The organism is Roseateles chitinivorans (assembly GCF_050632145.1).
Lineage (GTDB): Bacteria > Pseudomonadota > Gammaproteobacteria > Burkholderiales > Burkholderiaceae_C > Roseateles > Roseateles chitinivorans_B.
Genome location: NZ_CP192577.1, coordinates 6,214,523 through 6,232,860 on the forward strand (window position 1 = coordinate 6,214,523; position 18,338 = coordinate 6,232,860).

20 protein-coding genes are annotated in these 18,338 nt (G+C 68.1%); 4 read left to right on the forward strand and 16 right to left on the reverse strand.

What is annotated here, in order from left to right:
• Positions 1–98 precede the first annotated feature (98 nt).
• The 4 genes from ACQ86G_RS28535 to ACQ86G_RS28550 all read right to left on the reverse strand — a co-directional run bounded on the left by ACQ86G_RS28535 (position 99) and on the right by ACQ86G_RS28550 (position 4,121).
• Positions 99–2,351 carry a molybdopterin cofactor-binding domain-containing protein gene (locus tag ACQ86G_RS28535; protein ID WP_431258412.1) on the reverse strand — a complete coding sequence of 751 codons (2,253 nt, stop codon included), beginning with the start codon at positions 2,349–2,351 and terminating at the stop codon, positions 99–101.
• A complete protein-coding gene (locus tag ACQ86G_RS28540) occupies positions 2,348–2,821 on the reverse strand; it encodes a (2Fe-2S)-binding protein (RefSeq protein WP_431258413.1) in 474 nt (157 codons plus the stop codon). Before ACQ86G_RS28540 ends, ACQ86G_RS28535 begins: the two co-directional genes overlap by 4 nt.
• On the reverse strand, positions 2,818–3,138 hold the full coding sequence (locus tag ACQ86G_RS28545; protein ID WP_431258414.1) for a c-type cytochrome: 321 nt from the start codon (positions 3,136–3,138) through the stop codon (positions 2,818–2,820). The genes ACQ86G_RS28540 and ACQ86G_RS28545 overlap by 4 nt, the downstream gene beginning before the upstream one ends.
• Before the next feature lie 131 nt (positions 3,139–3,269).
• Positions 3,270–4,121, reverse strand: a complete 852-nt coding sequence (locus ACQ86G_RS28550; protein WP_431258415.1) for a ketopantoate reductase family protein — start codon at positions 4,119–4,121, stop codon at positions 3,270–3,272.
• A 65-nt stretch (positions 4,122–4,186) separates the two neighbouring features.
• On the opposite strand from ACQ86G_RS28550, the gene ACQ86G_RS28555 reads away from it, so the two are divergent.
• Complete coding sequence (locus ACQ86G_RS28555; RefSeq protein WP_431258416.1) at positions 4,187–5,071, forward strand: LysR family transcriptional regulator; 885 nt, start codon at positions 4,187–4,189, stop codon at positions 5,069–5,071.
• On the opposite strand, the gene ACQ86G_RS28560 is transcribed toward ACQ86G_RS28555, so the two are convergent.
• The 6 genes from ACQ86G_RS28560 to ACQ86G_RS28585 form a co-directional block, all read right to left on the reverse strand.
• Positions 5,030–6,256, reverse strand: coding sequence for a PepSY-associated TM helix domain-containing protein (locus ACQ86G_RS28560; RefSeq protein ID WP_431258417.1), 1,227 nt, complete (start codon positions 6,254–6,256; stop codon positions 5,030–5,032). The genes ACQ86G_RS28555 and ACQ86G_RS28560 overlap by 42 nt on opposite strands.
• 71 nt (positions 6,257–6,327) lie before the next feature.
• On the reverse strand, positions 6,328–7,044 hold the full coding sequence (locus ACQ86G_RS28565) for a hypothetical protein (protein ID WP_431258418.1): 717 nt from the start codon (positions 7,042–7,044) through the stop codon (positions 6,328–6,330).
• Between the two features lies 1 nt (position 7,045).
• Positions 7,046–9,610 carry a TonB-dependent siderophore receptor gene (locus tag ACQ86G_RS28570; protein WP_431258419.1) on the reverse strand — a complete coding sequence of 855 codons (2,565 nt, stop codon included), beginning with the start codon at positions 9,608–9,610 and terminating at the stop codon, positions 7,046–7,048.
• 149 nt (positions 9,611–9,759) lie between these two features.
• Positions 9,760–10,356 carry a FecR domain-containing protein gene (locus tag ACQ86G_RS28575; protein ID WP_431258420.1) on the reverse strand — a complete coding sequence of 199 codons (597 nt, stop codon included), beginning with the start codon at positions 10,354–10,356 and terminating at the stop codon, positions 9,760–9,762.
• Positions 10,353–10,736, reverse strand: a complete 384-nt coding sequence (locus tag ACQ86G_RS28580) for a DUF4880 domain-containing protein (RefSeq protein WP_431258421.1) — start codon at positions 10,734–10,736, stop codon at positions 10,353–10,355. The genes ACQ86G_RS28575 and ACQ86G_RS28580 overlap by 4 nt, the downstream gene beginning before the upstream one ends.
• A 31-nt stretch (positions 10,737–10,767) precedes the next feature.
• Positions 10,768–11,280: a sigma-70 family RNA polymerase sigma factor gene (locus ACQ86G_RS28585; protein ID WP_431258422.1), complete on the reverse strand. Its 513-nt coding sequence runs from the start codon at positions 11,278–11,280 to the stop codon at positions 10,768–10,770.
• Positions 11,281–11,521: 241 nt separating this feature from the next.
• Between ACQ86G_RS28585 and ACQ86G_RS28590 the strand changes: the two genes are divergently transcribed.
• Complete coding sequence (locus ACQ86G_RS28590; RefSeq protein ID WP_431258423.1) at positions 11,522–11,854, forward strand: hypothetical protein; 333 nt, start codon at positions 11,522–11,524, stop codon at positions 11,852–11,854.
• Between the two features lie 24 nt (positions 11,855–11,878).
• Here the strand turns inward: ACQ86G_RS28590 and ACQ86G_RS28595 are convergent, their stop codons facing one another.
• The 3 genes from ACQ86G_RS28595 to ACQ86G_RS28605 all read right to left on the reverse strand — a co-directional run bounded on the left by ACQ86G_RS28595 (position 11,879) and on the right by ACQ86G_RS28605 (position 14,419).
• Positions 11,879–12,490: a hypothetical protein gene (locus ACQ86G_RS28595; protein WP_431258424.1), complete on the reverse strand. Its 612-nt coding sequence runs from the start codon at positions 12,488–12,490 to the stop codon at positions 11,879–11,881.
• 37 nt (positions 12,491–12,527) lie between these two features.
• The gene (locus ACQ86G_RS28600) at positions 12,528–13,115 is read right to left on the reverse strand and encodes a hypothetical protein (RefSeq protein ID WP_431258425.1); all 588 of its coding nucleotides are present in this window, start codon (positions 13,113–13,115) and stop codon (positions 12,528–12,530) included.
• A gap of 98 nt (positions 13,116–13,213) precedes the next feature.
• Complete coding sequence (locus tag ACQ86G_RS28605; protein ID WP_431261522.1) at positions 13,214–14,419, reverse strand: MFS transporter; 1,206 nt, start codon at positions 14,417–14,419, stop codon at positions 13,214–13,216.
• A gap of 121 nt (positions 14,420–14,540) precedes the next feature.
• Between ACQ86G_RS28605 and ACQ86G_RS28610 the strand changes: the two genes are divergently transcribed.
• On the forward strand, positions 14,541–14,987 hold the full coding sequence (locus tag ACQ86G_RS28610) for a winged helix-turn-helix transcriptional regulator (RefSeq protein ID WP_431258426.1): 447 nt from the start codon (positions 14,541–14,543) through the stop codon (positions 14,985–14,987).
• Positions 14,988–15,070: 83 nt separating this feature from the next.
• Here the strand turns inward: ACQ86G_RS28610 and ACQ86G_RS28615 are convergent, their stop codons facing one another.
• The gene (locus ACQ86G_RS28615; protein ID WP_431258427.1) at positions 15,071–15,709 is read right to left on the reverse strand and encodes a nitroreductase family protein; all 639 of its coding nucleotides are present in this window, start codon (positions 15,707–15,709) and stop codon (positions 15,071–15,073) included.
• A gap of 20 nt (positions 15,710–15,729) precedes the next feature.
• On the opposite strand from ACQ86G_RS28615, the gene ACQ86G_RS28620 reads away from it, so the two are divergent.
• Positions 15,730–16,170: a MerR family transcriptional regulator gene (locus tag ACQ86G_RS28620; RefSeq protein ID WP_431258428.1), complete on the forward strand. Its 441-nt coding sequence runs from the start codon at positions 15,730–15,732 to the stop codon at positions 16,168–16,170.
• 6 nt (positions 16,171–16,176) lie between these two features.
• On the opposite strand, the gene ACQ86G_RS28625 is transcribed toward ACQ86G_RS28620, so the two are convergent.
• Both ACQ86G_RS28625 and ACQ86G_RS28630 read right to left on the reverse strand, forming a co-directional pair.
• Complete coding sequence (locus ACQ86G_RS28625) at positions 16,177–17,028, reverse strand: helix-turn-helix transcriptional regulator (RefSeq protein WP_431258429.1); 852 nt, start codon at positions 17,026–17,028, stop codon at positions 16,177–16,179.
• 34 nt (positions 17,029–17,062) lie between these two features.
• Positions 17,063–18,208 (reverse strand): YbhB/YbcL family Raf kinase inhibitor-like protein, encoded by a 1,146-nt coding sequence (locus ACQ86G_RS28630; RefSeq protein WP_431258430.1) that lies wholly within the window; start codon positions 18,206–18,208, stop codon positions 17,063–17,065.
• Between the last annotated feature and the right edge of the window lie 130 nt (positions 18,209–18,338).

Consider the following 18,338-nt stretch of genomic DNA (forward strand, 5'->3'; position numbering starts at 1 on the left):
TCGGTCAATGTCCGCATTTTCCGTCCGGTCTCTGCACGCGGCGCCTCCGCGGACGTCCTCCGTCGAGGCTGACGAAGGGACCGTCCCGGCCCCTCCTCTCACGCCTTCGACAGGTCCGTGTCCTTCAGCGGCAATTGCCGGATCCGTTTGCCGGTGGCCGCGAACACCGCGTTCAGCACCGCTGGCGCGGCCACCGCGATCGTGGGCTCGCCGACGCCGCCCCAGAAGCCGCCTGACGGCATGACGATCACTTCCACCGCGGGCATGTCGTACAGGCGCATGACGCCGTAGGTGTCGAAGTTGGTCTCGGCGATGGCGCCGTCCTTCACGGTGTTGCCGCCGAAGAGTGCGGCGCCCAGCCCGTACACGAACGAGCCCGCCACCTGCGCTTCCACCTGCTGCGGATTGACGACGTGGCCGGGGTCGGTCGCCGCGACGATGCGCAGCACGCGCAGTTGCCCGTCCTTGACGGACACCTCGGCGACGGCCGCCGTGTAGCTGCCGAAGCCCATGTATTGGGCGATGCCGCGGAACACGCCCTTCGCCGCGGGCTTCGTCCATCCCGCGCGATCGGCCACGGCCTGCAGCACCGCGAGGTGCTTGGGCCGCTTCGCCATGTGCAACTTGCGGAACTCGAAGGGGTCCTTGCCGGCGGCGTGTGCGAGCTCGTCGATGAAGCACTCGCTGTAGATCGCGTTCTGGTTGGTGTTCACGCCACGCCAGTAGCCCGGCCGCACATGCGGGTTGCGCATCGCATGGTCGATCAGCAGATGCGGCACCTCGTAGCCGAAGTGCCCTTCCGGCGAGTCCGCCAGCAGCCCCTGGAACACCGTCGCATCGCCGTTGGCGGTGATCGCCTTCGGGTTGACGAAGGAGGTGATCGACTGCCCCGCGATGCGCATGTGCAGCGCGCCGATGCGGCCCTGGCCATCGAGCGTCGCGCGCAGGCGGCATTGCGTCACCGGATGGAAGCGGCCCTGGCGCATGTCCTCCTCGCGGGTCCACATCATCTTGACCGGCACGCCCGGACGTTGCCTGGCGATGCGCACCGCCATCGCGAGGTAGTCCGTCGCGAGGCGGCGTCCGAAGCTGCCGCCGATGCGCATCGGGTGGACTTCACAGGCGGCGATGTCGAGTCCAGCGGCGTCGGCGACCGTCGCGAGCGCCGCTTCCGCGACCTGCGTCGGTGCCCAGACATCGCAGCGCTGGGTGGTCCATTGCACCGTCGCGGACAAGGGCTCCATCGGCGCGTGGTTCTGGAACGGCGTGCCGTAGTCGGCCTCGACCACGCGGGAAGCGCCTTGCAGCTGCGCCTTCGCATCGCCCTGGCGATTGCCGACGAAAGGCGTGTCGCCCTGCAGGCCCTCGCTGATCAGCGCGGCGATGGAGGCGCTGCTGACCGACGCATTCGGTCCCTTGTCCCAGACGATGGGCAAGGCGTCGAGCGCGCGCCTGGCCTGCCAGAAGCGATCGGCCAGCACGGCGACGGTCGCCTCATCGACCTTGATCACATCACGCACGCCCGGCATCTTGAGCACGGCCTGCTTGTCGAAGCTCACCAGCGTGCCGCCGTGGACCGGGCAGGCCTTGGGCAGCGCGACGATCATCCCGGGCAGGTGCAGGTCCATGCCGTAGACCAGCGAGCCGTTGAGCTTGTCGGCGGTGTCGAGCCGCTTCAGCGGCTTGCCGGCGATGCGCCACTGCGACGGATCCTTGAGGGCGACGTCCTCGGGAATCGGCAGCTTGTTGGCGGCCGCGGCGACGGCGCCGAAGGTGGTCTGGCGCTTGGAGGCCGCATGGCGGATGGTGCCGCTGTCGACGGTGCATTCGGCGACGGGAACGGCCCATTGCTGGGCCGCCGCGCTGACCAGCATCGATCGCGCGGCCGCGCCGGCCTTGCGCACGTAGTCCTGCGAGCCGCGGATGCCGCGCGAGCCGCCCGTGCCCATGTCGCGCCACACGCGGGCCCGGGCGCGATTGGCACCCGGCTTCACCAGCTCGAAGCGGACCTGGGACCAGTCGCACTCGAGCTCCTCGGCCACCAGCTGCGCCAGCCCGGTCAAGGTGCCCTGCCCCATCTCCGCGCGGGCGATGCGGATGACGACGGCGTCATCGGGATGGATCAGCAGCCAGGCCGTCACTTCGCCGGCCGGCGCCGCGCCCGGCGACGTTGCCTGAGCCGGCGTCTGCGCTTGCGCCACCGCGCTGGTCACCGGCAGCGTGAACTCGAGGGCGAGGCCGCCCGCCGCGAGGCCCGTCGCCTTCAGGAAATGGCGTCGGGTCGCACCCGTCGCGGCGACGCCCGTGTCTGCGGCGCTCTTGGTTCCGGCACTCCTGGTTGCGGCACTCATCGTTGTGCTCCCGCGCCGCGCAGGCGTTGGGCGGCCAGCTTCGTCGCGGCCAGCACCCGCGGGTAGGTCCCGCAGCGGCAGATGTTGGTGATGCCCGAACGGATGTCCTCATCGCTGGGATCGGGTGTCTGGGCGATCAGGGCGGCGGCGGCCATGATCATCCCGGGCTGGCAGTAGCCGCATTGCGCGACGTCCAGCTCGGCCCAGGCCTCCTGCACGACCTTGAGCCGCGTCTGCCCCAGACCCTCGATCGTCACGATCTTCGCGGTGGCCGGCAGCGCGCTGACCGGCATCACGCACGAGCGCAGCGCCACGCCGTCCATGTGCACCGTGCAGGCGCCGCACTGCGCGACGCCGCAGCCGTACTTCGTGCCGGTGAGCTGCAACTCCTCGCGCAGCACCCACAGCAGCGGCGTGTCGCCCTCGACGTCCGCGCGCAGCTGGCGGTTGTTGACGTTCAGCTCGGTCATGGCTTGCCTCCCTGCTCCAGGATCCAGGTCGACAGCACCTGCGCGTCCTCGGCGCTCAGCTGCGGATTGGCCGGCATCGGCACGGGGCCCCAGCGGCCCGAGCTGCCCTTGACGATGCGCGTGGCGAGTTCCGCGGCGGCGCCGTCCTGCTTCGCGTACTTGGCCGCGATGTCCTTGAACGACGGCCCCACCAGCCGCTTGTCGACGGCATGGCAGGCCATGCAGTTCTTCTTCTGCGCGAGCGCGGGATTGGCCAGGGCAAGACCCGGCACGGCGACCAGCAACGCGCAGCACGCGAGTGCAGACAGCTTCCTCATGAATGGCTTCTCCGGAGTGGCTTTTCGAGGCGGCGTTCGCGCCGTGCAGGCACTCTAGGCGCCGCACGGGCCGCCCACAATGCGCGAAAGCCTGCTTTGGGCGGCGGGCGCCCCGCACCGCACGTCGTCCCTCAGGGCCGGATGCCCATGAGACGCGGCATCGGCCGGCCATTCGCCTCGACCATCCGATCGATCAGCCAGCGCGTTTCCTCCGGACCGAACTTGCCCACGTCCCGCACGCTGGCGGACCGGCTGAAGGCCCACATCCCCAAGACCGCCAGCCATCGGGGAAATCCGCCCAGCGCGGCGACCACGCCAGGACGCAGCGGATGCCCGAGGCGTCGGACCAGCGCGAAGCCCTCGGTCCAGGCTGCGGCAAGCCGGCGGGCCTCCGCCCAGGTCAGCGCGGACGGCCGCTCGCAGGTCCACAGTCCGGCCACGAACAACGGCACCACCATGGCCACGTGGCTGCGCAGGAAGGCAGGCATGTCGAGCTCGACCTTGCAGCGCAATCCGGCCTCGGCGAACAGCGTCCTCAGGTCGGGCCGCGAGACCGTGACGATCATCCCGGGGCCGTCCACGTTGAAGCGCACACGCTGGTCCTCGAGGAAGGCCAGCATGTTGGGGAAGCCCAGCGCCACGCGTTCGCCGCCGAGCGCCTCGCGATAGACCGCCGGATCCACGAAGCTGTTGAACATCAGCAGGACGGTGCGAGCGGCGCTGGCCGACAGGGCGGGCAGCAGCGGCGCGAACTGGTACTCCGGCACCGTCACGATGACGAGGTCCACGGCCAGGCCGGGATCCAGCGCGGCCACCGCCGTCACGGGCGCGGCCCGGTCGTCGACGGTTCGCACCGCGCCGTCGCGCTGCAGCGCCCTCAAGCGCTCGCCGCGAGCGACGACGGTGACCTCATGACCGGCCTTCGATAAATGGAATGCGAGCGTGCTGCCGATGCGTCCGGCACCCAGGATCAGGATCTTCATGCCGCGATCGTAGGGAGGGAGCCGCTGCCCGGGAACGGGCACCTCCGCTAAACTGCTTTCCATCCATGGACAACCTCTCCTGGGACGATCTCCGCGTCCTGCTCGCCGTTCACCGCGGCGGCAGCCTGCTTCAGGCCGGCCGTCAACTGGGCTTGTCGACGTCGACGACCGGCCGGCGCATCGCCGCGCTCGAAGCGGCGCTGGGCGCGACGCTCGTGCTCCGGTCCCAGGTCGGCACGACGCTCACCGCCGAGGCGCTGCGGCTGATCCAGCTCGTCGAAGGGTTCGCGCATGAGCTGCAGGCCTTGGGGCGAGACGCGTCGCCCGTCATCCGCAAGCTGCGGATCTCCGTGCCCACCGGCATGGCGGCGCCGTTGGCGGGACCACTGATCGAGCTGCTGCGCGAGCGCCCTCACCTGGACATCGAGCTGGTCGGCGAGAACCGGATGGCCGACGTGGCCAAGCGGGAAGCGGACATCGCCGTCAGGCTCGTGCGCTCCACGTCGAACGTGCTGGTCGAGAAGTCCCTGGGGACCTTCCGCTTCGCGCTCTTCGCCTCGGCCGACTACGCGCGGCTGCGCCTGCCCGATCGGCGGCTCACGAACGACGCCGCCGCGGACCACCTGTTCATCGGGCTCGGCACGCAGTGGAAACATCTGCCGCATGAGCGCTGGATGGCCTCGCTCGGCGCCCGCCGATATGCGTTCACGTCGAGCGCGATCGAGGCGATCGTCGAAGCCACCCGACAAGGCATGGGACTGGCGGCCCTGCTCGAGGCCGACTCCAGGCACGGCGATCTGGTGCGGATCGAGACGGAGACGGCCGGACCGTCACAGCCGCTCTACCTCGTCTATCACCGCGATCTCAGGCGCTCGCCGGATCTGCGCGCGGCGGTCGCCGCGATCGAGTCAAGCCTGCGCGCCGCCGGCGGACTGCGCAAGACCGGCTGACGATGCCTTCCTGAGCCGCTTCTCCGCCGCTTCGCGTTCGAGCCGCTTGCGACCCAGGTACAGCCACCAGCCAGTGATCGTGAACGCCGGCAGCATCAGCGCCGCGATGCACATCGCGATGCGCCCGGGCAGTCCGAACAGCGTGCCCATGTGCAGCGGATAGATCGCCGCCAGCACCTGTCCGCCGACGGCCTTGGCGCCGTAGCGCTCGTCCTTGACGACCTCGCCGCTGTCCGCCTTGATCGTCGTTCGGTTGCGTGCACGTTCATGCGCGGGCGAGGTGTCCAGCCAGGTGAAGAGGATCGGTGCCTTCGCGCCCGTCGGAACGCGGACGATGACTTCGCTCCATCCGCCCGGCACCGCCGCGCGCTCGAAGGCCTGCCACGCGGCGTCGATCGGGACGTGCCGGTCGGCCTTCTTTTCCGCCGACCTTTCCGCCGTCTTCTCCGCCTTCGCTCCGTCGTTCTTCCCGGCCATCGGCCTGGCGGGCGCGCGCGGCGGCCGCGGCTCGCCGAGCCACGCGCTCACCGGATCCCGCACGCCGTCGAAGGCCCAGAAGATCCCCGTCAGTGTCACCGGCACGTAGGCCACCAGGCAGGCCGTGCCGACGACCAGATGCAGGCGCCGCAGCAAGGCACGCCCGCGCGTCTTGCGGTCGATGCGCCACCAGTCCGCGACGCTCTTCCAGTCCCGCGGCCAACGCAGGTACAGCCCGGACAGTGCAAGCACCAGCAGCCCGATCGCCAGCACGCCGGTGACGACCCGACCCAGCTCGCGCGGCAGCAGCAGCCAGCGGTGCAGCGATTCCGCCACCTCGAAGACCTCCGCGCCCGTCACGTCCGGCAACGGCGCGCCGGTGACCGGGTTCAGGTAGATCACGTCGCCGCGCCGTTCTCCCGGCGCGGGCTCCAGGATCGCCTTCGGCGTCCGACCGGGTTCCGCGTACAGCGTGAGGGTGGCGACGCGCCGCTCCGGTTCGGCAGCGGCAAAGCCCTGGAGCAGCACGTCCGGTGTCGCGGGGCGGTACGACGGCGCCGCTATCCTCAGCACGCCGGGATTGATGAGCTCGGTGATCTCCTGGCGGAAGGCGAGCGTCGCCCCGGTCAGGCCGATGAGCAGCAGGATCGTCCCTGCCGTGATGCCTAGCAGCCAATGCAGCTGGGTCCAGAACTTGCGCGTGGTCATCGCCTTCCTTGGGTCACGGTCGTGCCGGTGGGTGGGGTCATCGGATCGGGGGCGCCATGGCCAGGGACGGATCAACGACGCCCCGCCGCCCAATCGACGGCGGCGTCGAACAGCGCGAGGCCGCTCGGCGAGAGGTTGGTGAAGGTGTCGTTGTCGAGGAACACCATGACGCGGCGTGCCGGCGCGAGGGACTCGTAGTCCATCGTCGCGCCCTGCTCGTAGCCGAAGAGCGCCGCCTTGCCCGGCTCGCCATAGATCGTCGCGATCGTCGTCGCGCCGAGGCCCGGCCGGCCCCAGCCCATGCCGGCCTGCTTCACGTAGACGTTGGCCAGGCCCGCGGGCAGCCCGCCCGCCATCGGATGCGGCGCGTTGACGATCCAGAGGTAACGCTCCTTCGTCTCCGCGCCGAAGTCCACGTCGTGCTTCTTGCCCGTCATGGCGAGGTCGTCGAGGAAGTCGTTCTCCCAGGTCAGCAGCGGCACGGGCAGTTGCCGCCAGCCCGGATCGACGTCCTTGCTCGACACGGTCGACGACAGCACCACCAGCGCCGCGTCCGCAGCGATAGTGGGCGACGCCTTCTGATCCTCGATCTGCACGGCAAAGCCGCGCTCACCCAGACGTTTGGCCACTGCGTCGTCGACCGCGCGGTGGGGACCACTCTTCTGCACGACGAGCACGACACGCTCGCCAGCGGCGATTGCGACCGACGTCGTGCCGATCCCGATGGCCACGAGCACCGCGCCGATCGCGGCCTTCGAATTCCGCAGGAAGGTCCGACGCGCGCTCATCTCAGAACTCCATCGTCGCGGACAGCAACACCTGGCGCGCGTCGCCCATGGACACGGCGTAGGTGTTCACGCTCGACGAGTAGTAGGTGCGGTCGAACAGGTTCTTCACATTGAGCTGCAGCTTCAGCGGACGACCGCCGGCCTTCGTCTCGTAGGTCGCGAACGCGTCCGCGACGCTGTAGGCCGGCAGCACGAAGCTGTTGGCGGAATCGCCGGGGCGACGGCCGATGTAGCGCGCGCCGCCACCCAGGCGCAGCGTGCCGGGGCCGATCTGGCCGACCTCGTGGACGACCGACAGCGAGCCGGTCGCGCGCGCCACGTTCCACAGCCACAGGCCGGCGAACTGCGGATCCTCGGTCGTCTTCGCGTCGGTGTAGGACAGCGCGGCGATGCCCTGCCAGTGGCGGGCGAACTCGCCGGCGATGTCGAACTCGACGCCGCGCGAGCGCGCCGCGCCGTTGGTGCGCCAGTCGGTGACCTTGGTGACGTCGTTGAACTGCGAGACCAGCACGTTGCGCTTCCTGATCTCGTAGACAGCCAGCGTGCTGGTGACGCGGCCCGGCAGGTCGAGCTTCACGCCGGCCTCCCAGGACTTGCCCTCTTCCGGATTCACGGTCGAGTCGATCACGACGCCCGACGACAGCGGCGCGATCGTCGATTGCGGCTTCAGCGAGGTCGAGTAGTTGCTGTACAGCGAGACCGTGTGGGTCAGGTTGTAGACGAGGCCGACGCGCGGCAGCCACTTGTCGCCGCTGGTGTCGGTGTTGGCCTTGAACGGACGGCCGCGACCGGCCTCCTGCGTCCAGTGCTGGTAGCGCAGGCCGCCGACGACGGTCCAGCGCTCGCCCAGCCGCAGCGCGTCCTGCAGGAACACCGACTGGTTGTGCAGCTTGTCGGTCTGGTCGCTGTCGGTGGCGGAGACGGTCTGCGACGGCTGCTCGGTGCCGTAGACGGGGTTCACGTAGCTGAAGACCGTCTTCGTCGCCTGGCGCAGCAGGTCGCGGCGGTAGATCAGGCGGTACTCGGCGTCGGCGCCGACCTGCACCTCGTGCGTGATGCCGCCGGTCGAGAACTTGCCGTCGACATAGGCGGTGCCGTAGCTGTCGGTGCTGAGCGCACCGTGGGTGCCGTCGTTGCTGCGCGTCAGCGTGCCGGTCTTGGTGTTGACGCCGTTCACGCGCAGCTGGTTCGCATCGTAGGTCTCGCGGTTGTAGCTCGCGTTGACGTGCGCCGCCCAGCTGCCGCCGAGTTTGTGGTCCACCGACAGCTGCGCCAGGTGCGTCTCGCCGTCCATCTGGTTGAAGGGCTCGTCCAGGCGCTGCGTCTTGGGGACGGGCAGCGGCTGCTTCGTGGCCGGATCGAAGGTCGTGCCGCGGTCGAAGGGCGTCAGGTAGTTGCGGTACTCGTACCAGAGCACCGCCTGCGTGTCGCGCCCGTACCAGGCCACCGAGGGCGCGATCAGCGTCTCGCGGTGGGTGCCGGAATTGCGCCAGTAGTCCTCGTTGATCTGGTCGACGACGAGGCGATAGGCCAGGCCCGTCTTGTCGGCGGGATCGGGGGTACCGATGGGGCCGGTGGTGTCGAGCGTGCCGCCGACGCCGGTGCGGCCGCCTGCGTAGCCGGAGCCCAGGACGGACACGCTGGTGCGCGCGTTCAGCCGCGGCTTCTTGCTGACGACGTTGATCACACCGCCCGGGTCCATGATCCCGTACAGCAGCGAGGACGGCCCCTTCAGCACCTCGACGCTCTCGGCGGCGGCGTTCATGCCGCGGCCCTGCACCAGCGGCATGCCGTTGTGCATCAGCGAGCCGTCGCGGTTGCCGCCGAAGCCGCGCTTCATGATCGTGTCCTGCGTGCTCGCGAGCGTGTTGCCCTGCGTGATGCCGCTGACGTTGTAGAGCGCGTCGTCGAGGTAGCGCGGCCGCTGGTCGCGGATCACCTGCGCGGAGACGACGTTGACGATCTGCGGGATGTCGAGCATCGAGTCGGTCGTGCGCAGCGTCGAGGCATCGGGCGTCGGCTGGTAGCGACGGTCGGCCTCCTCCGGCGCCGGCGCGGCGCGCGCGACGACGCGCACCTGCGGCAGCGTGATGTCCGCTTCGGGCGCAACCGTGGCGCCCGCCGTACCTGCTGCAGTCGCCTCGGTCGCGGCGCTCGTTGCCGACGCCTCCTTGCGCAGCGTGTAGACGCCCTGTGCGCTCGGCACGGCCTGCAGGCCGGTACCGCTCAGCAGCGCGGCAAACCCGGCGCTCACCGTGTGACGCCCTTGCAGGCCACGCGAGGCGATGTCCTTCGTCAGCGCTGGATCGAAAGCCAGCGTCACGCCGCTGGCGGCGGCGAAGCGACCAAGCGCGGTCGACAACGCGCCGGGTTCGATCCTGTACTCGCGCTCGCCGGCGGTCGTGGCGGTGGCAGGTGCGGCCACTTGCGCGGTCTGCGCATCCGCGACCCACGGCATCGCCGTCCCCGCGCACAGCAGCAGGAAGGCCGCCAGACCGACGGGCGTGAGGCGGTGGGCACGAAGCCCGGAAGCAGGCAGCGGACGAGAAGTCGAACGGGACGTCATGGAGGCGGTCTTTCCAGGGAATGGATGCAGCGCATGCGAAGGTGCTCGAAGCGCTCTCCCCTGTTGCCGGACGAATCGGAAAAACATGAAGCGCGTGGGCGCTGATGTGTGCGCTATGCGTGCCGCGCATGCCATGCGCGTCGTGAACGCTAGGCGCCGCGCGGACGCACGGTCGCCCAGTACGCGTTCGCGCGATCCACGCGGACCGGCAGCGTTGCCTCCAACGCGGCGAGCGCGCGATCGACGTCCAGGACCGGGAACGCGCCGGACACGCGCAACTCCGACACGCGGGGATCGCAGCCGAGGCGACCGCGGCGATAACGATCGAGCTCGACGATCACGTCGCCCAGACGCGCGTTGTCGACGATGAGGCTGCCGCCGGTCCAGGCCGACAGGTCGGCCGCGATCGGCTCGACGCGACCGATGCCCACGTCGTCGACGCCGACCTGCTGCCCCGCGTCGAGCCGTCGCACGGCGCCATTCGGACCGCGGATCTCCACGGCGCTGTCCATGACGGCCACGTTCAGGTGACGGTCCTCGAGGCGCAGCAGGAAGCGCGTGCCGAGCGCGCGCACGCGACCGAACCGCGTCTCCACGATGAGCGGGCGCGGATCCCGCGCTCCGTTGCCGCCGAGGTTCACGCCCAGTGCGCTGGCGGTCTCGATGAACACCTCGCCCTCGTGCAGACGCAGCGCGCGCCACTGCCGGTCGAAGCGGACATCCAGCGCGGTGGCGGTGTTCATCACGACGACGCTGCCGTCGGAGAGGGCCAGTCGATGCTGCTCGCCGGTGGCGGTGCGGTGGTCCGCGAACCAGGCGGCGGTGAGGATCCCTCGGTGCCCTGCCAGAGGCCGTAACCCAGCACACCCGCCGTGCCGGCGACCGCGGCCGACTTCAGCAGTTGCCGACGCCGGGGCGCGGGGCGACGCAGGGCCGGCGAGGCGAGGTCCGCAGGCACGCCGGACATCATCCGCTGCACGCGCTCGACGCGGTCCCATTCGACCTGGTGCGCGGGATCGGCCGCATGCCACGCGGCCCAGTCGCGCCGCTCCTGCGGCGTCGCGGTGCCGGAGGCCAGCAGCACGAACCACTCGACGGCGCGGGTGCGTGCGTCCGTGTCGCTCACGGGAACGTGCCTGGCGGGCTCGGGCGCCTCGTCACGACGCAAGCTCGATGCAGCGGGACATCGCGGTCGCCATGTAGCTCGCGATCGTGCGCTCGCTGACGCCGAGCGACTGCGCGATCTCGCGGTACGTCAGCCCGTCGAGCTGCGACAGCAGGAAGGCCTCGCGCACCGGCTTGGCCAGTCCGTCGAGCATGTCGTCGATCGCCTGCAGGGTCTCCAGCAGGACGCTGCGGTCTTCCGGGCTCATCGCCCAGGCATCGGGCCGGGCGGCCATCGCCTCGAGCAGCGCGCGCTCCAGGTCGCGGCGTCGATAGAGATCGACGACGAGGCCTCGGGCGATGGTCGTGAGGAAGGCCCGCGGCTCACGCCACGTGCCGGGCTCCCGGCGGGTCAGCAGACGCTCGAAGGTGTCCTGCGCCAGGTCGGCGGCGTCGACGGCGCAACCCAGCTGCTTGCGCAGCAGGGACTGCAACCAGCGGTGATGCTCGACATACAGCGAGCCCACCAGCTGCGGCGACACGGACGGCGCGGACGTAGCGGACATGGACCGGGACGGGAGGCGGAGACGTCGGCCAGGACGGCAAGGCTTGCCGGCGTGGCCAGAGGCGCAAAAACGCGAAGGCCAGATGATAAATGCGAACCATTATCAACGGCAAATGTGCGGGAGACTTTGAGGGCGATTGGTGCGCGCAAGGCGGTGGTGCAGGGTCAGGCGTTGCCGAGGTAGCGCCGCGCGTTCCAGGCCATGAGCTCAGGCGTCGAGCGAGCACAAGTAGACTGGATTCATGGGACTCGACGCACAAGTGATCGCCATCGGACCGTTCTCATCGGAGATCGCGGACGCCCTTGAATACAACGCTCAACGCTATGCAGACGTTGCAGACGGCGCGACTGTGATCACGACGATATTCCTGGCCCCGACGACTGGAGACAGCCACGCTCTTGCGGCCGCCTTTGGAGTCGTTGCGTTCGAGACGGGCAAGCACCATCTGGACGGACAGAAGGCCGATCTCACGCTGTTGCGAGACCTGTGCAGCGAGCGCGAGATCGCCGACTTCTTGAGCCCTGAGAGAACGCGGCTTCCAGTTCTACTACCTTCCGAATGGATAGCGAGCTGATTCGATGGGCTGACAGGTCCTCGATCATCCAGGCGCGACGTTCGCCGCCGACCTTTGCTTCTTCACAAGAGCGTTGAACCAGGCAATGAACGCCATTTCGTCGACCTTAGATCCCAACGTGACGTAGTACTGAACGCGCGCCGACATCCCAGACTCCTCTTCTCTGAAGACCCATTCGATGTCTTGCACCGAATAGTTGATCTGCGCGGCATAGGATGGATTGCAGAATCGGTCGAAGTAGCAATTCACCAGCTCGACAGACTCCTTGATCGAATGTCCGAAGTCGTCACGCATCCGTTGCACGATGCGCCTCAACAACCAGATGGCATCCTCGTGTTCCGATTCGTCAGATGGAACATGGTGATCCAGTAGATGCGAAATCGCGCGATGCGGCGAACGAGGCTCCTCCAGGTAGCCTGCGTCCTCCAGATAACCTTGCATCACGGAGTCCAGGAGCCAGTCGGAACCCCCGTCAGGCTCCAGCCATCGTCGGATGGCATCAAAAGCTTTGCTGCTGACAGCCGGGAATGCCTCTGCCAATCTCTTGCACAGTTCGACCTCTCCAACCGAGCTGTCTTGCCTGCGCAAGGCCCTGAAGAGATTGGATGCGGGAACGCCGGTTCTTAGTTCCTTCATTTGTTCAGTTTCTCATCTCGGGCAAGCTTCTACTTGCTCATCTCCCCACCAGCTTGAAGTCGAAGTCGATCGACAGCTTGTTGTCACCCGCCTTCACGGCGTCGATCTTGAGCGCCTGCACTTCCCCCTGCAGACGACTCCCTGAACCCTTGAGCATCTCCTCGACCGCCTGCTTCACATCGAACTCGACGGCACCGGGCAACGCTGGCGCAAGGCCGAGGTTCAAGAGGTTGCGGGTGTTGGGATCTTCCACCTCGTCCACGCGGATCTCGGTCAAGCGCACGACGTGACCCTGCGCGACCGGAGCCGCTGACACCGTAGCCCCGCTCGCCAACGCGACGCCGAGGCAGTCCCGTCCCGAGGGAACACCCAGCTTGCTGCTGAGATGAACCCGGATGACCACGCGCCCGTTCTGGAGCGACACCTTGGGATCCTCGAGATAGGCGTAGCAGGCGCCCTTCTGCAGATAGAGCCGCCCTTCCTCCTTGAACAGCCCTTCGATCAGCAACGACTGGACCGCGGACTGCTCAAGGACGATCTCCGCGCATCGACCCATGCCGGGCAGGCCGAGCAAGGCGGCAGCGAGGGTTCCATAGATAACGATGTGCTTCATGGTCTCCACCATCGGATGGCCAGCGACGACGGCCGGCGGAATCGGGCGCGGATGACGGCGCCCGGCTCGGATCTGCCATGGGAGGCAGGAATGGCTCCCGCTGCGGACTGTCAGGTCGTCGCAGTCGTTGATGCTGCATTTGCAGTCGTACAGCCGCCGCGCCTGCTGGGTTCTGTCGCAGCCCAGAGCGTGAGCGCCACCAAGCTGATCCCGGCACCGAGCAGGCACACCGCCGTCCACCCACTCCACGCATAGACCATCGTCGACGCCATCGCCCCTGCGCCACTGCCGACCGCATAGAACAGCATGTAGCCCGCGATGAGTCGACCGTGCGACTCGGCGGGTCCACGCAGGATCAGCGCCTGGTTGGTGACGTGCAACGCCTGGCAGCCCAGGTCGAGCACGACGACGCCGACGATCAGCCACCACAGCGACAACCGCATGCCGGCCAGCGGCACCCACGCGAGCACCATCAGCAACAGCGCCGCTGCGCTCGCCTGCCGGCTCCAGCCACGATCGACCCAGCGCCCTGCCCTTCCTGCGGCCAACGCGCCCACCGCGCCCAACAGTCCGAACGCACCCACCGTCGAATGCGAGAGCGAATACGGTGCGGCCGTCAGCGGCAACGACAGCGCACTCCAGAAGACATTGAACGCGGCGAAGAGCAGCAGGCCGAGGAGGCCTCGGCGCAGGAGCACGCGGTCGGTGCGCAGCAGCGCCAACGTGGAGACGACCAACTTCGGATAGCTCAAGCTCGACCGCGTCTTGGGCAGCACGGGGAACCGACGCCAAGCCACGACACCGACAACCGTCACCACGACCGCGGATGCGAGATAGACACCTCGCCATCCCAGCAGGTTCGCAACACCGCCAGCCCAGACGCGCGCCAGCAGGAGTCCGATGACCACGCCGCCTTGCGTGGCCCCCACGACGCGCCCGCGCTCGCGGGCCGCCGCGGCGCTGGCCGCGTACGCCAGGATGCCTTGCGTCATCGCCGTGCCGAGCGCACCGACCAGCACCATCGCGCCGATCAACAGGAGGTAGTTGCCGGCCAACGCGACCGCCAGAAGCGCCAGCACGAGGCCGACCAACTGCACCCGCATCAGACGGCCTCTCGCAAACCGGTCGCCCAGCGGCACGATCAGCAGAAGCGCCAGCACCGATCCGACCTGTGTCGCCGTCACGATCGAGCCGATCGCGGCGGGCCGCACGTTGAAGTCGGCAGCCAGGCTGTCGAGCAACGGCTGGGCGAGATAGACATTGGCGACGCAGACCGCGCCCATGACAGCAAACAGCAAGAGCTGAGACGCGGGCATCGACGAGCCCGGTGATGAAGATTCCGGCATGGCGCGACTGGTTTTGTTTTGAAACCAGACCAGCATATCAGGTAGTTTTAAAATGCAACCTGATGGCACGAACGCCGATGGGGAGATCGAGATGGCTAAGCGCAAGCGCATGAACGACGCGACGTGCCCCGTGGCCCGGGCGGTGGACATCGTGGGCGAGCGCTGGTCCCTGCTCATCGTGCGGGACGCCTTCGACGGCATCACCCGTTTCGGCGACTTCCAGAGCAACCTGGGCGTGGCGAAGAACATCCTCGCGGCCCGCCTGAAGACGCTGGTCGCTGAAGGCGTGCTGGCGGTCCAGCCTGCGACCGACGGCTCGGCCTATCAACAGTACGTGCTGACGGCCAAGGGAGAGACGCTGTTCCCGATCGTCGTGGCCCTGCGCCAATGGGGCGAAGACCATCTGTTCCGCCGAGGCGAACGTCATTCGCGCCTGGTGGAGAAGCAGACGGGACAACCGGTCGGCAGGCTGACGGTCACGAACAAGCGCGGCGACGCGGCGGGCTTCGACGACTTCGAGGTCGTGGGCAAGACCTGACCCGCAGCCGACATCCTATCGCCCGTCCTGAACGGAAAAGACCGTGGCATTGCGCCACGGCCCTCGCGCCGACGAGACGGTGCCTATGCGATCTCGCTGATCAAGGCATCGCGACTGCGTCTGACCTTCTTGAGACCCACCAGCCAGTCGCCCGCTTCGTCGCGGTATCCCACCGGCAGGATCACGACGCTGCGCAGGCCGCGTTGTCGCAGTTGGAGGATCTCGTCCAGCGCCTCGGGATCGAAGCCTTCCATCGGCGTGGCGTCGACTTCCTCCGCCGCCGCGGCGACCAGCGCCACGCCGAGCGCGATGTAGGCCTGGCGGGCGGCGAACTGGAAGTTGACCTCATCGCCCCGCGCCGCCACGATGTCGAGCAGCATCTGACGATAGTTCTCCAACCCTTCGTGGGCCGTCTGCCGGATGTCCTTGGCCAGGTCGAACATCATGTTGATGCGTTCCGGCGTGGTCTGGTCCCACGCGGCGAAGACGAGCAGATGGGAGCAGTCGACGATCTGCTGTTGCTGATACCCGATCGCCTTGATCTTCTCCCGGATCTCCGGGTTCGACACGACGATGAGCTCGAAAGGCTGCAATCCGCTGGAGGTCGGCGCGAGCCGTATCGCCTCCAGGATGCGGTCGAGCTTGTCGGAGGGCACCTTCCGGGAAGGGTCGTATTTCTTCGTGGCGTAGCGCCAGTTCAGTTGATCGAGAAGCGAGGTCATGAAGCGCTTTCCAGCGTGAAGTGGATGACGACGCCTACACTAAGTTTGAAGTCAACTTCAAGGTCAAGCGGAACATGCGCATCGGGGAACTCGCGGAGAAGAGCGGCTTGGCGGCATCGGCCATCCGCTACTACGAGCGGCAGGGACTGCTGCCCGCCCCGCTGCGCGCCGACAACGGCTATCGCCACTACCCCTCCAGCGCGGTCGAGCGCCTGCGGCTGATCCGTCTCAGCCAGAAGCTGGGCTTCACGCTCGAGGTGATCCGGGGCCTGTTCTCCGAGACAGGCGAATGCTCGTACACCCAGACCTTCGCCGAGGTCAACGTCCGACTCGAGGAGGTGGAGCGTCTGCAAGCCACGCTCGCTGAACAGCATCAGAACCTGCTGGATCTGCGTGCGCTGCTGAGTCATCGCATCGAGACTGGCGAAACCTTGCCCTGCACGTCGTCGCAAGCGCAGTGACCCCGGTCACGCGGGTGTACACGGATCGCGCTGGTGCACACGGATCGCGCTCGGCGTGAACCCGAAACGCTGGCGGAAGCGCGCGCTGAAGTGCGAGGGCGTCTGGAAGCCGCAGCCGAGTGCGATTTCCGTGATCGGCCTCATCGAGGACTGCAGCATGCGCAGCGCATGCGACATCTGCGTGTCCAGCAGGATGTCGCTGAACGACGTCGCTTCCTGAGCCAGTTTGCGACGCAATGTCGCCTCGCTGGTCGCGAGCTCCCGCGCGACGTCCGGCGCGCTCCAGGATCGGCCGATGTCGCGGCTCAGCGTCGTGCGCACGCGAGTGCTCATTGAGCTGAACTCACGTTCGTTGAAGCGGACGCCGCTCAGTCCCAACCAGACCAGGACCTCTTGCAGGCGAAGGCGGCAGATCTCTTGGGGAATGGTGTCGTCGACCAAGCTTGCTCTCGCCCGGGTGAAGGCGTCGACGAGGTCAGGCTTCAGCGTCCCGATGAACTGCGCACCGCGAACCGGGGCCTGTTCGGAGTGGCGTGCCGCATGCTCGTCCAGGAGGCTTCGGTCCCACATCAGCCAGTAGGCGCAGTAGTCGACCGCGTCGGTCTGATTCGTGATGTCGACGGCCTGACCGCCTGCCACCGCCACCGCCTGCCCGGGCAGCACCCGGCATTCGCCGCCATCCCACCGCACCTGTTTCGCCCCCCGAGCCACGACGATCAGGATCGGCTGTTCGATGTACAGGCGCTTGATCTCGACACTCGAGTGCTGGCGGATGGCCGCTGTGATCCCCAGCTCCGCACGCCATGCGAGGTGTGGCTCCATGAAGGACAGGGGGCTGGTGGGGGCGAGGATGGACATGCGCAAGGGGGATGGTGGCACAGCGGGCGCGAGGTCAGCGGCTGCCGGTCACGGTGAGCGTGGCCTTGCCAAGGCTGTTACCCCGGATCACGAAGCCCACGAGGGCCGGGCTCGGCTGGGGTGGCAACATCTGAGCGAGGTTGTCGACCGCGATGGCGTGGACCGTCAGTTCATAGCGGTGGCTGGTGCCGCTGGGCGGGCAAATTCCACCATAGCCGGTCATGCCAGCATCGTTTCGAACCGACAACACGCCGGCAGGGGGTACGGCTGCCGCGTTGGTGTCGAGCGATTGCACGCTTGCCGGCAGATCCGCCATCACCCAGTGCCAGAAGCCCGAGCCTGTCGGCGCGTCGAGATCCAGCATCGTGATCGCATAGCTTCGGGTGCCGGCCGGCGCCCCGCTCCATGCGAGTTGCGGCGACAGGTTCCCGCCATCGCAGCCAAAGCCGGCGGCCGCCGGCGCGAACTGGGCATTGCCGAATTTCCCGCCCGGCGCATCGCCGCTGCTCAGCACGAAGCCGGCAGGCCTGGGTTCGTCAGGACCGCTTCCAAGCGTGCCCTTCCCAGCCAATGCGGTCAGCGTGGCCTGGCCCAGACTGTTGCCCGCGATGACCAGCCCGACCAGCGCCGGGCTCGCGTCAGGCGGCAGCATGCTGGCCAGCTTGGGGACCTTCAGTGCATGCACCGTGATGTCGTAGCGATGGATCTGACCGTCAGGCGGGCAGGCGCCGCTGTAGCCGGCCGCGCCGGCATCGTTCTTGAACGGCGCGCCGCTGGCGGGCTGCAGCGCGCCTTCGTCCAGCCCGGTGAGCGCCGGGGGCAGGTCTGCGACAACGGCATGCCAGAAGCCCGAACCGGTCGGGGCATCCCGGTCGTGGATCGTCACGGCCAGGCTCTGCGTGCCGGTGGGGACGTTCCGCCAGGACAGCTGCGGTGACCGGTCCTGACCGGCGCAACGTGACGAGTACTGCGCCGGCTGCATCGCACCGTCGACAAGGCTGGTGCTGCTCACCGAAAAACCCACATCTGCCGGTGCCCCGATCGCCTCGTCATCGGAGCCGCAGGCCGACACGAACAGAGGCAGCAGCAAGGTCGCGGCATGCAGCGGCCGACGTCGGCGACTTGGCCCCGCAGGCTGATGGAACGTGGAACGGAACAGGTCGAGCTCTCGAATCGGCATGGGAATCACCTTGTGAAGACACCGGGCGAATGCTCCGGGCGACACGGGATCGATGCCGTTGAGTGCCGATCAGAAAATGTCGGAATTCGATCAATTGCGGGCGCGGTCTCCCCCTGCCCTGGGCGGCAGG

What these genes read in the sequence shown, in the direction of transcription:
- ACQ86G_RS28535 (WP_431258412.1), bottom strand. Translation starts at nt 2,351, where the DNA reads ATGAGTGCCGCAACCAGGAGTGCCGGAACCAAGAGCGCCGCAGACACG.
- ACQ86G_RS28540 (WP_431258413.1), bottom strand. Translation starts at nt 2,821, where the DNA reads ATGACCGAGCTGAACGTCAACAACCGCCAGCTGCGCGCGGACGTCGAG.
- ACQ86G_RS28545 (WP_431258414.1), bottom strand. Translation starts at nt 3,138, where the DNA reads ATGAGGAAGCTGTCTGCACTCGCGTGCTGCGCGTTGCTGGTCGCCGTG.
- ACQ86G_RS28550 (WP_431258415.1), bottom strand. Translation starts at nt 4,121, where the DNA reads ATGAAGATCCTGATCCTGGGTGCCGGACGCATCGGCAGCACGCTCGCA.
- ACQ86G_RS28555 (WP_431258416.1), top strand. Translation starts at nt 4,187, where the DNA reads ATGGACAACCTCTCCTGGGACGATCTCCGCGTCCTGCTCGCCGTTCAC.
- ACQ86G_RS28560 (WP_431258417.1), bottom strand. Translation starts at nt 6,256, where the DNA reads ATGACCACGCGCAAGTTCTGGACCCAGCTGCATTGGCTGCTAGGCATC.
- ACQ86G_RS28565 (WP_431258418.1), bottom strand. Translation starts at nt 7,044, where the DNA reads ATGAGCGCGCGTCGGACCTTCCTGCGGAATTCGAAGGCCGCGATCGGC.
- ACQ86G_RS28570 (WP_431258419.1), bottom strand. Translation starts at nt 9,610, where the DNA reads ATGACGTCCCGTTCGACTTCTCGTCCGCTGCCTGCTTCCGGGCTTCGT.
- ACQ86G_RS28585 (WP_431258422.1), bottom strand. Translation starts at nt 11,280, where the DNA reads ATGTCCGCTACGTCCGCGCCGTCCGTGTCGCCGCAGCTGGTGGGCTCG.
- ACQ86G_RS28590 (WP_431258423.1), top strand. Translation starts at nt 11,522, where the DNA reads ATGGGACTCGACGCACAAGTGATCGCCATCGGACCGTTCTCATCGGAG.
- ACQ86G_RS28595 (WP_431258424.1), bottom strand. Translation starts at nt 12,490, where the DNA reads ATGAAGGAACTAAGAACCGGCGTTCCCGCATCCAATCTCTTCAGGGCC.
- ACQ86G_RS28600 (WP_431258425.1), bottom strand. Translation starts at nt 13,115, where the DNA reads ATGGTGGAGACCATGAAGCACATCGTTATCTATGGAACCCTCGCTGCC.
- ACQ86G_RS28605 (WP_431261522.1), bottom strand. Translation starts at nt 14,419, where the DNA reads ATGCCCGCGTCTCAGCTCTTGCTGTTTGCTGTCATGGGCGCGGTCTGC.
- ACQ86G_RS28610 (WP_431258426.1), top strand. Translation starts at nt 14,541, where the DNA reads ATGGCTAAGCGCAAGCGCATGAACGACGCGACGTGCCCCGTGGCCCGG.
- ACQ86G_RS28615 (WP_431258427.1), bottom strand. Translation starts at nt 15,709, where the DNA reads ATGACCTCGCTTCTCGATCAACTGAACTGGCGCTACGCCACGAAGAAA.
- ACQ86G_RS28625 (WP_431258429.1), bottom strand. Translation starts at nt 17,028, where the DNA reads ATGTCCATCCTCGCCCCCACCAGCCCCCTGTCCTTCATGGAGCCACAC.
- ACQ86G_RS28630 (WP_431258430.1), bottom strand. Translation starts at nt 18,208, where the DNA reads ATGCCGATTCGAGAGCTCGACCTGTTCCGTTCCACGTTCCATCAGCCT.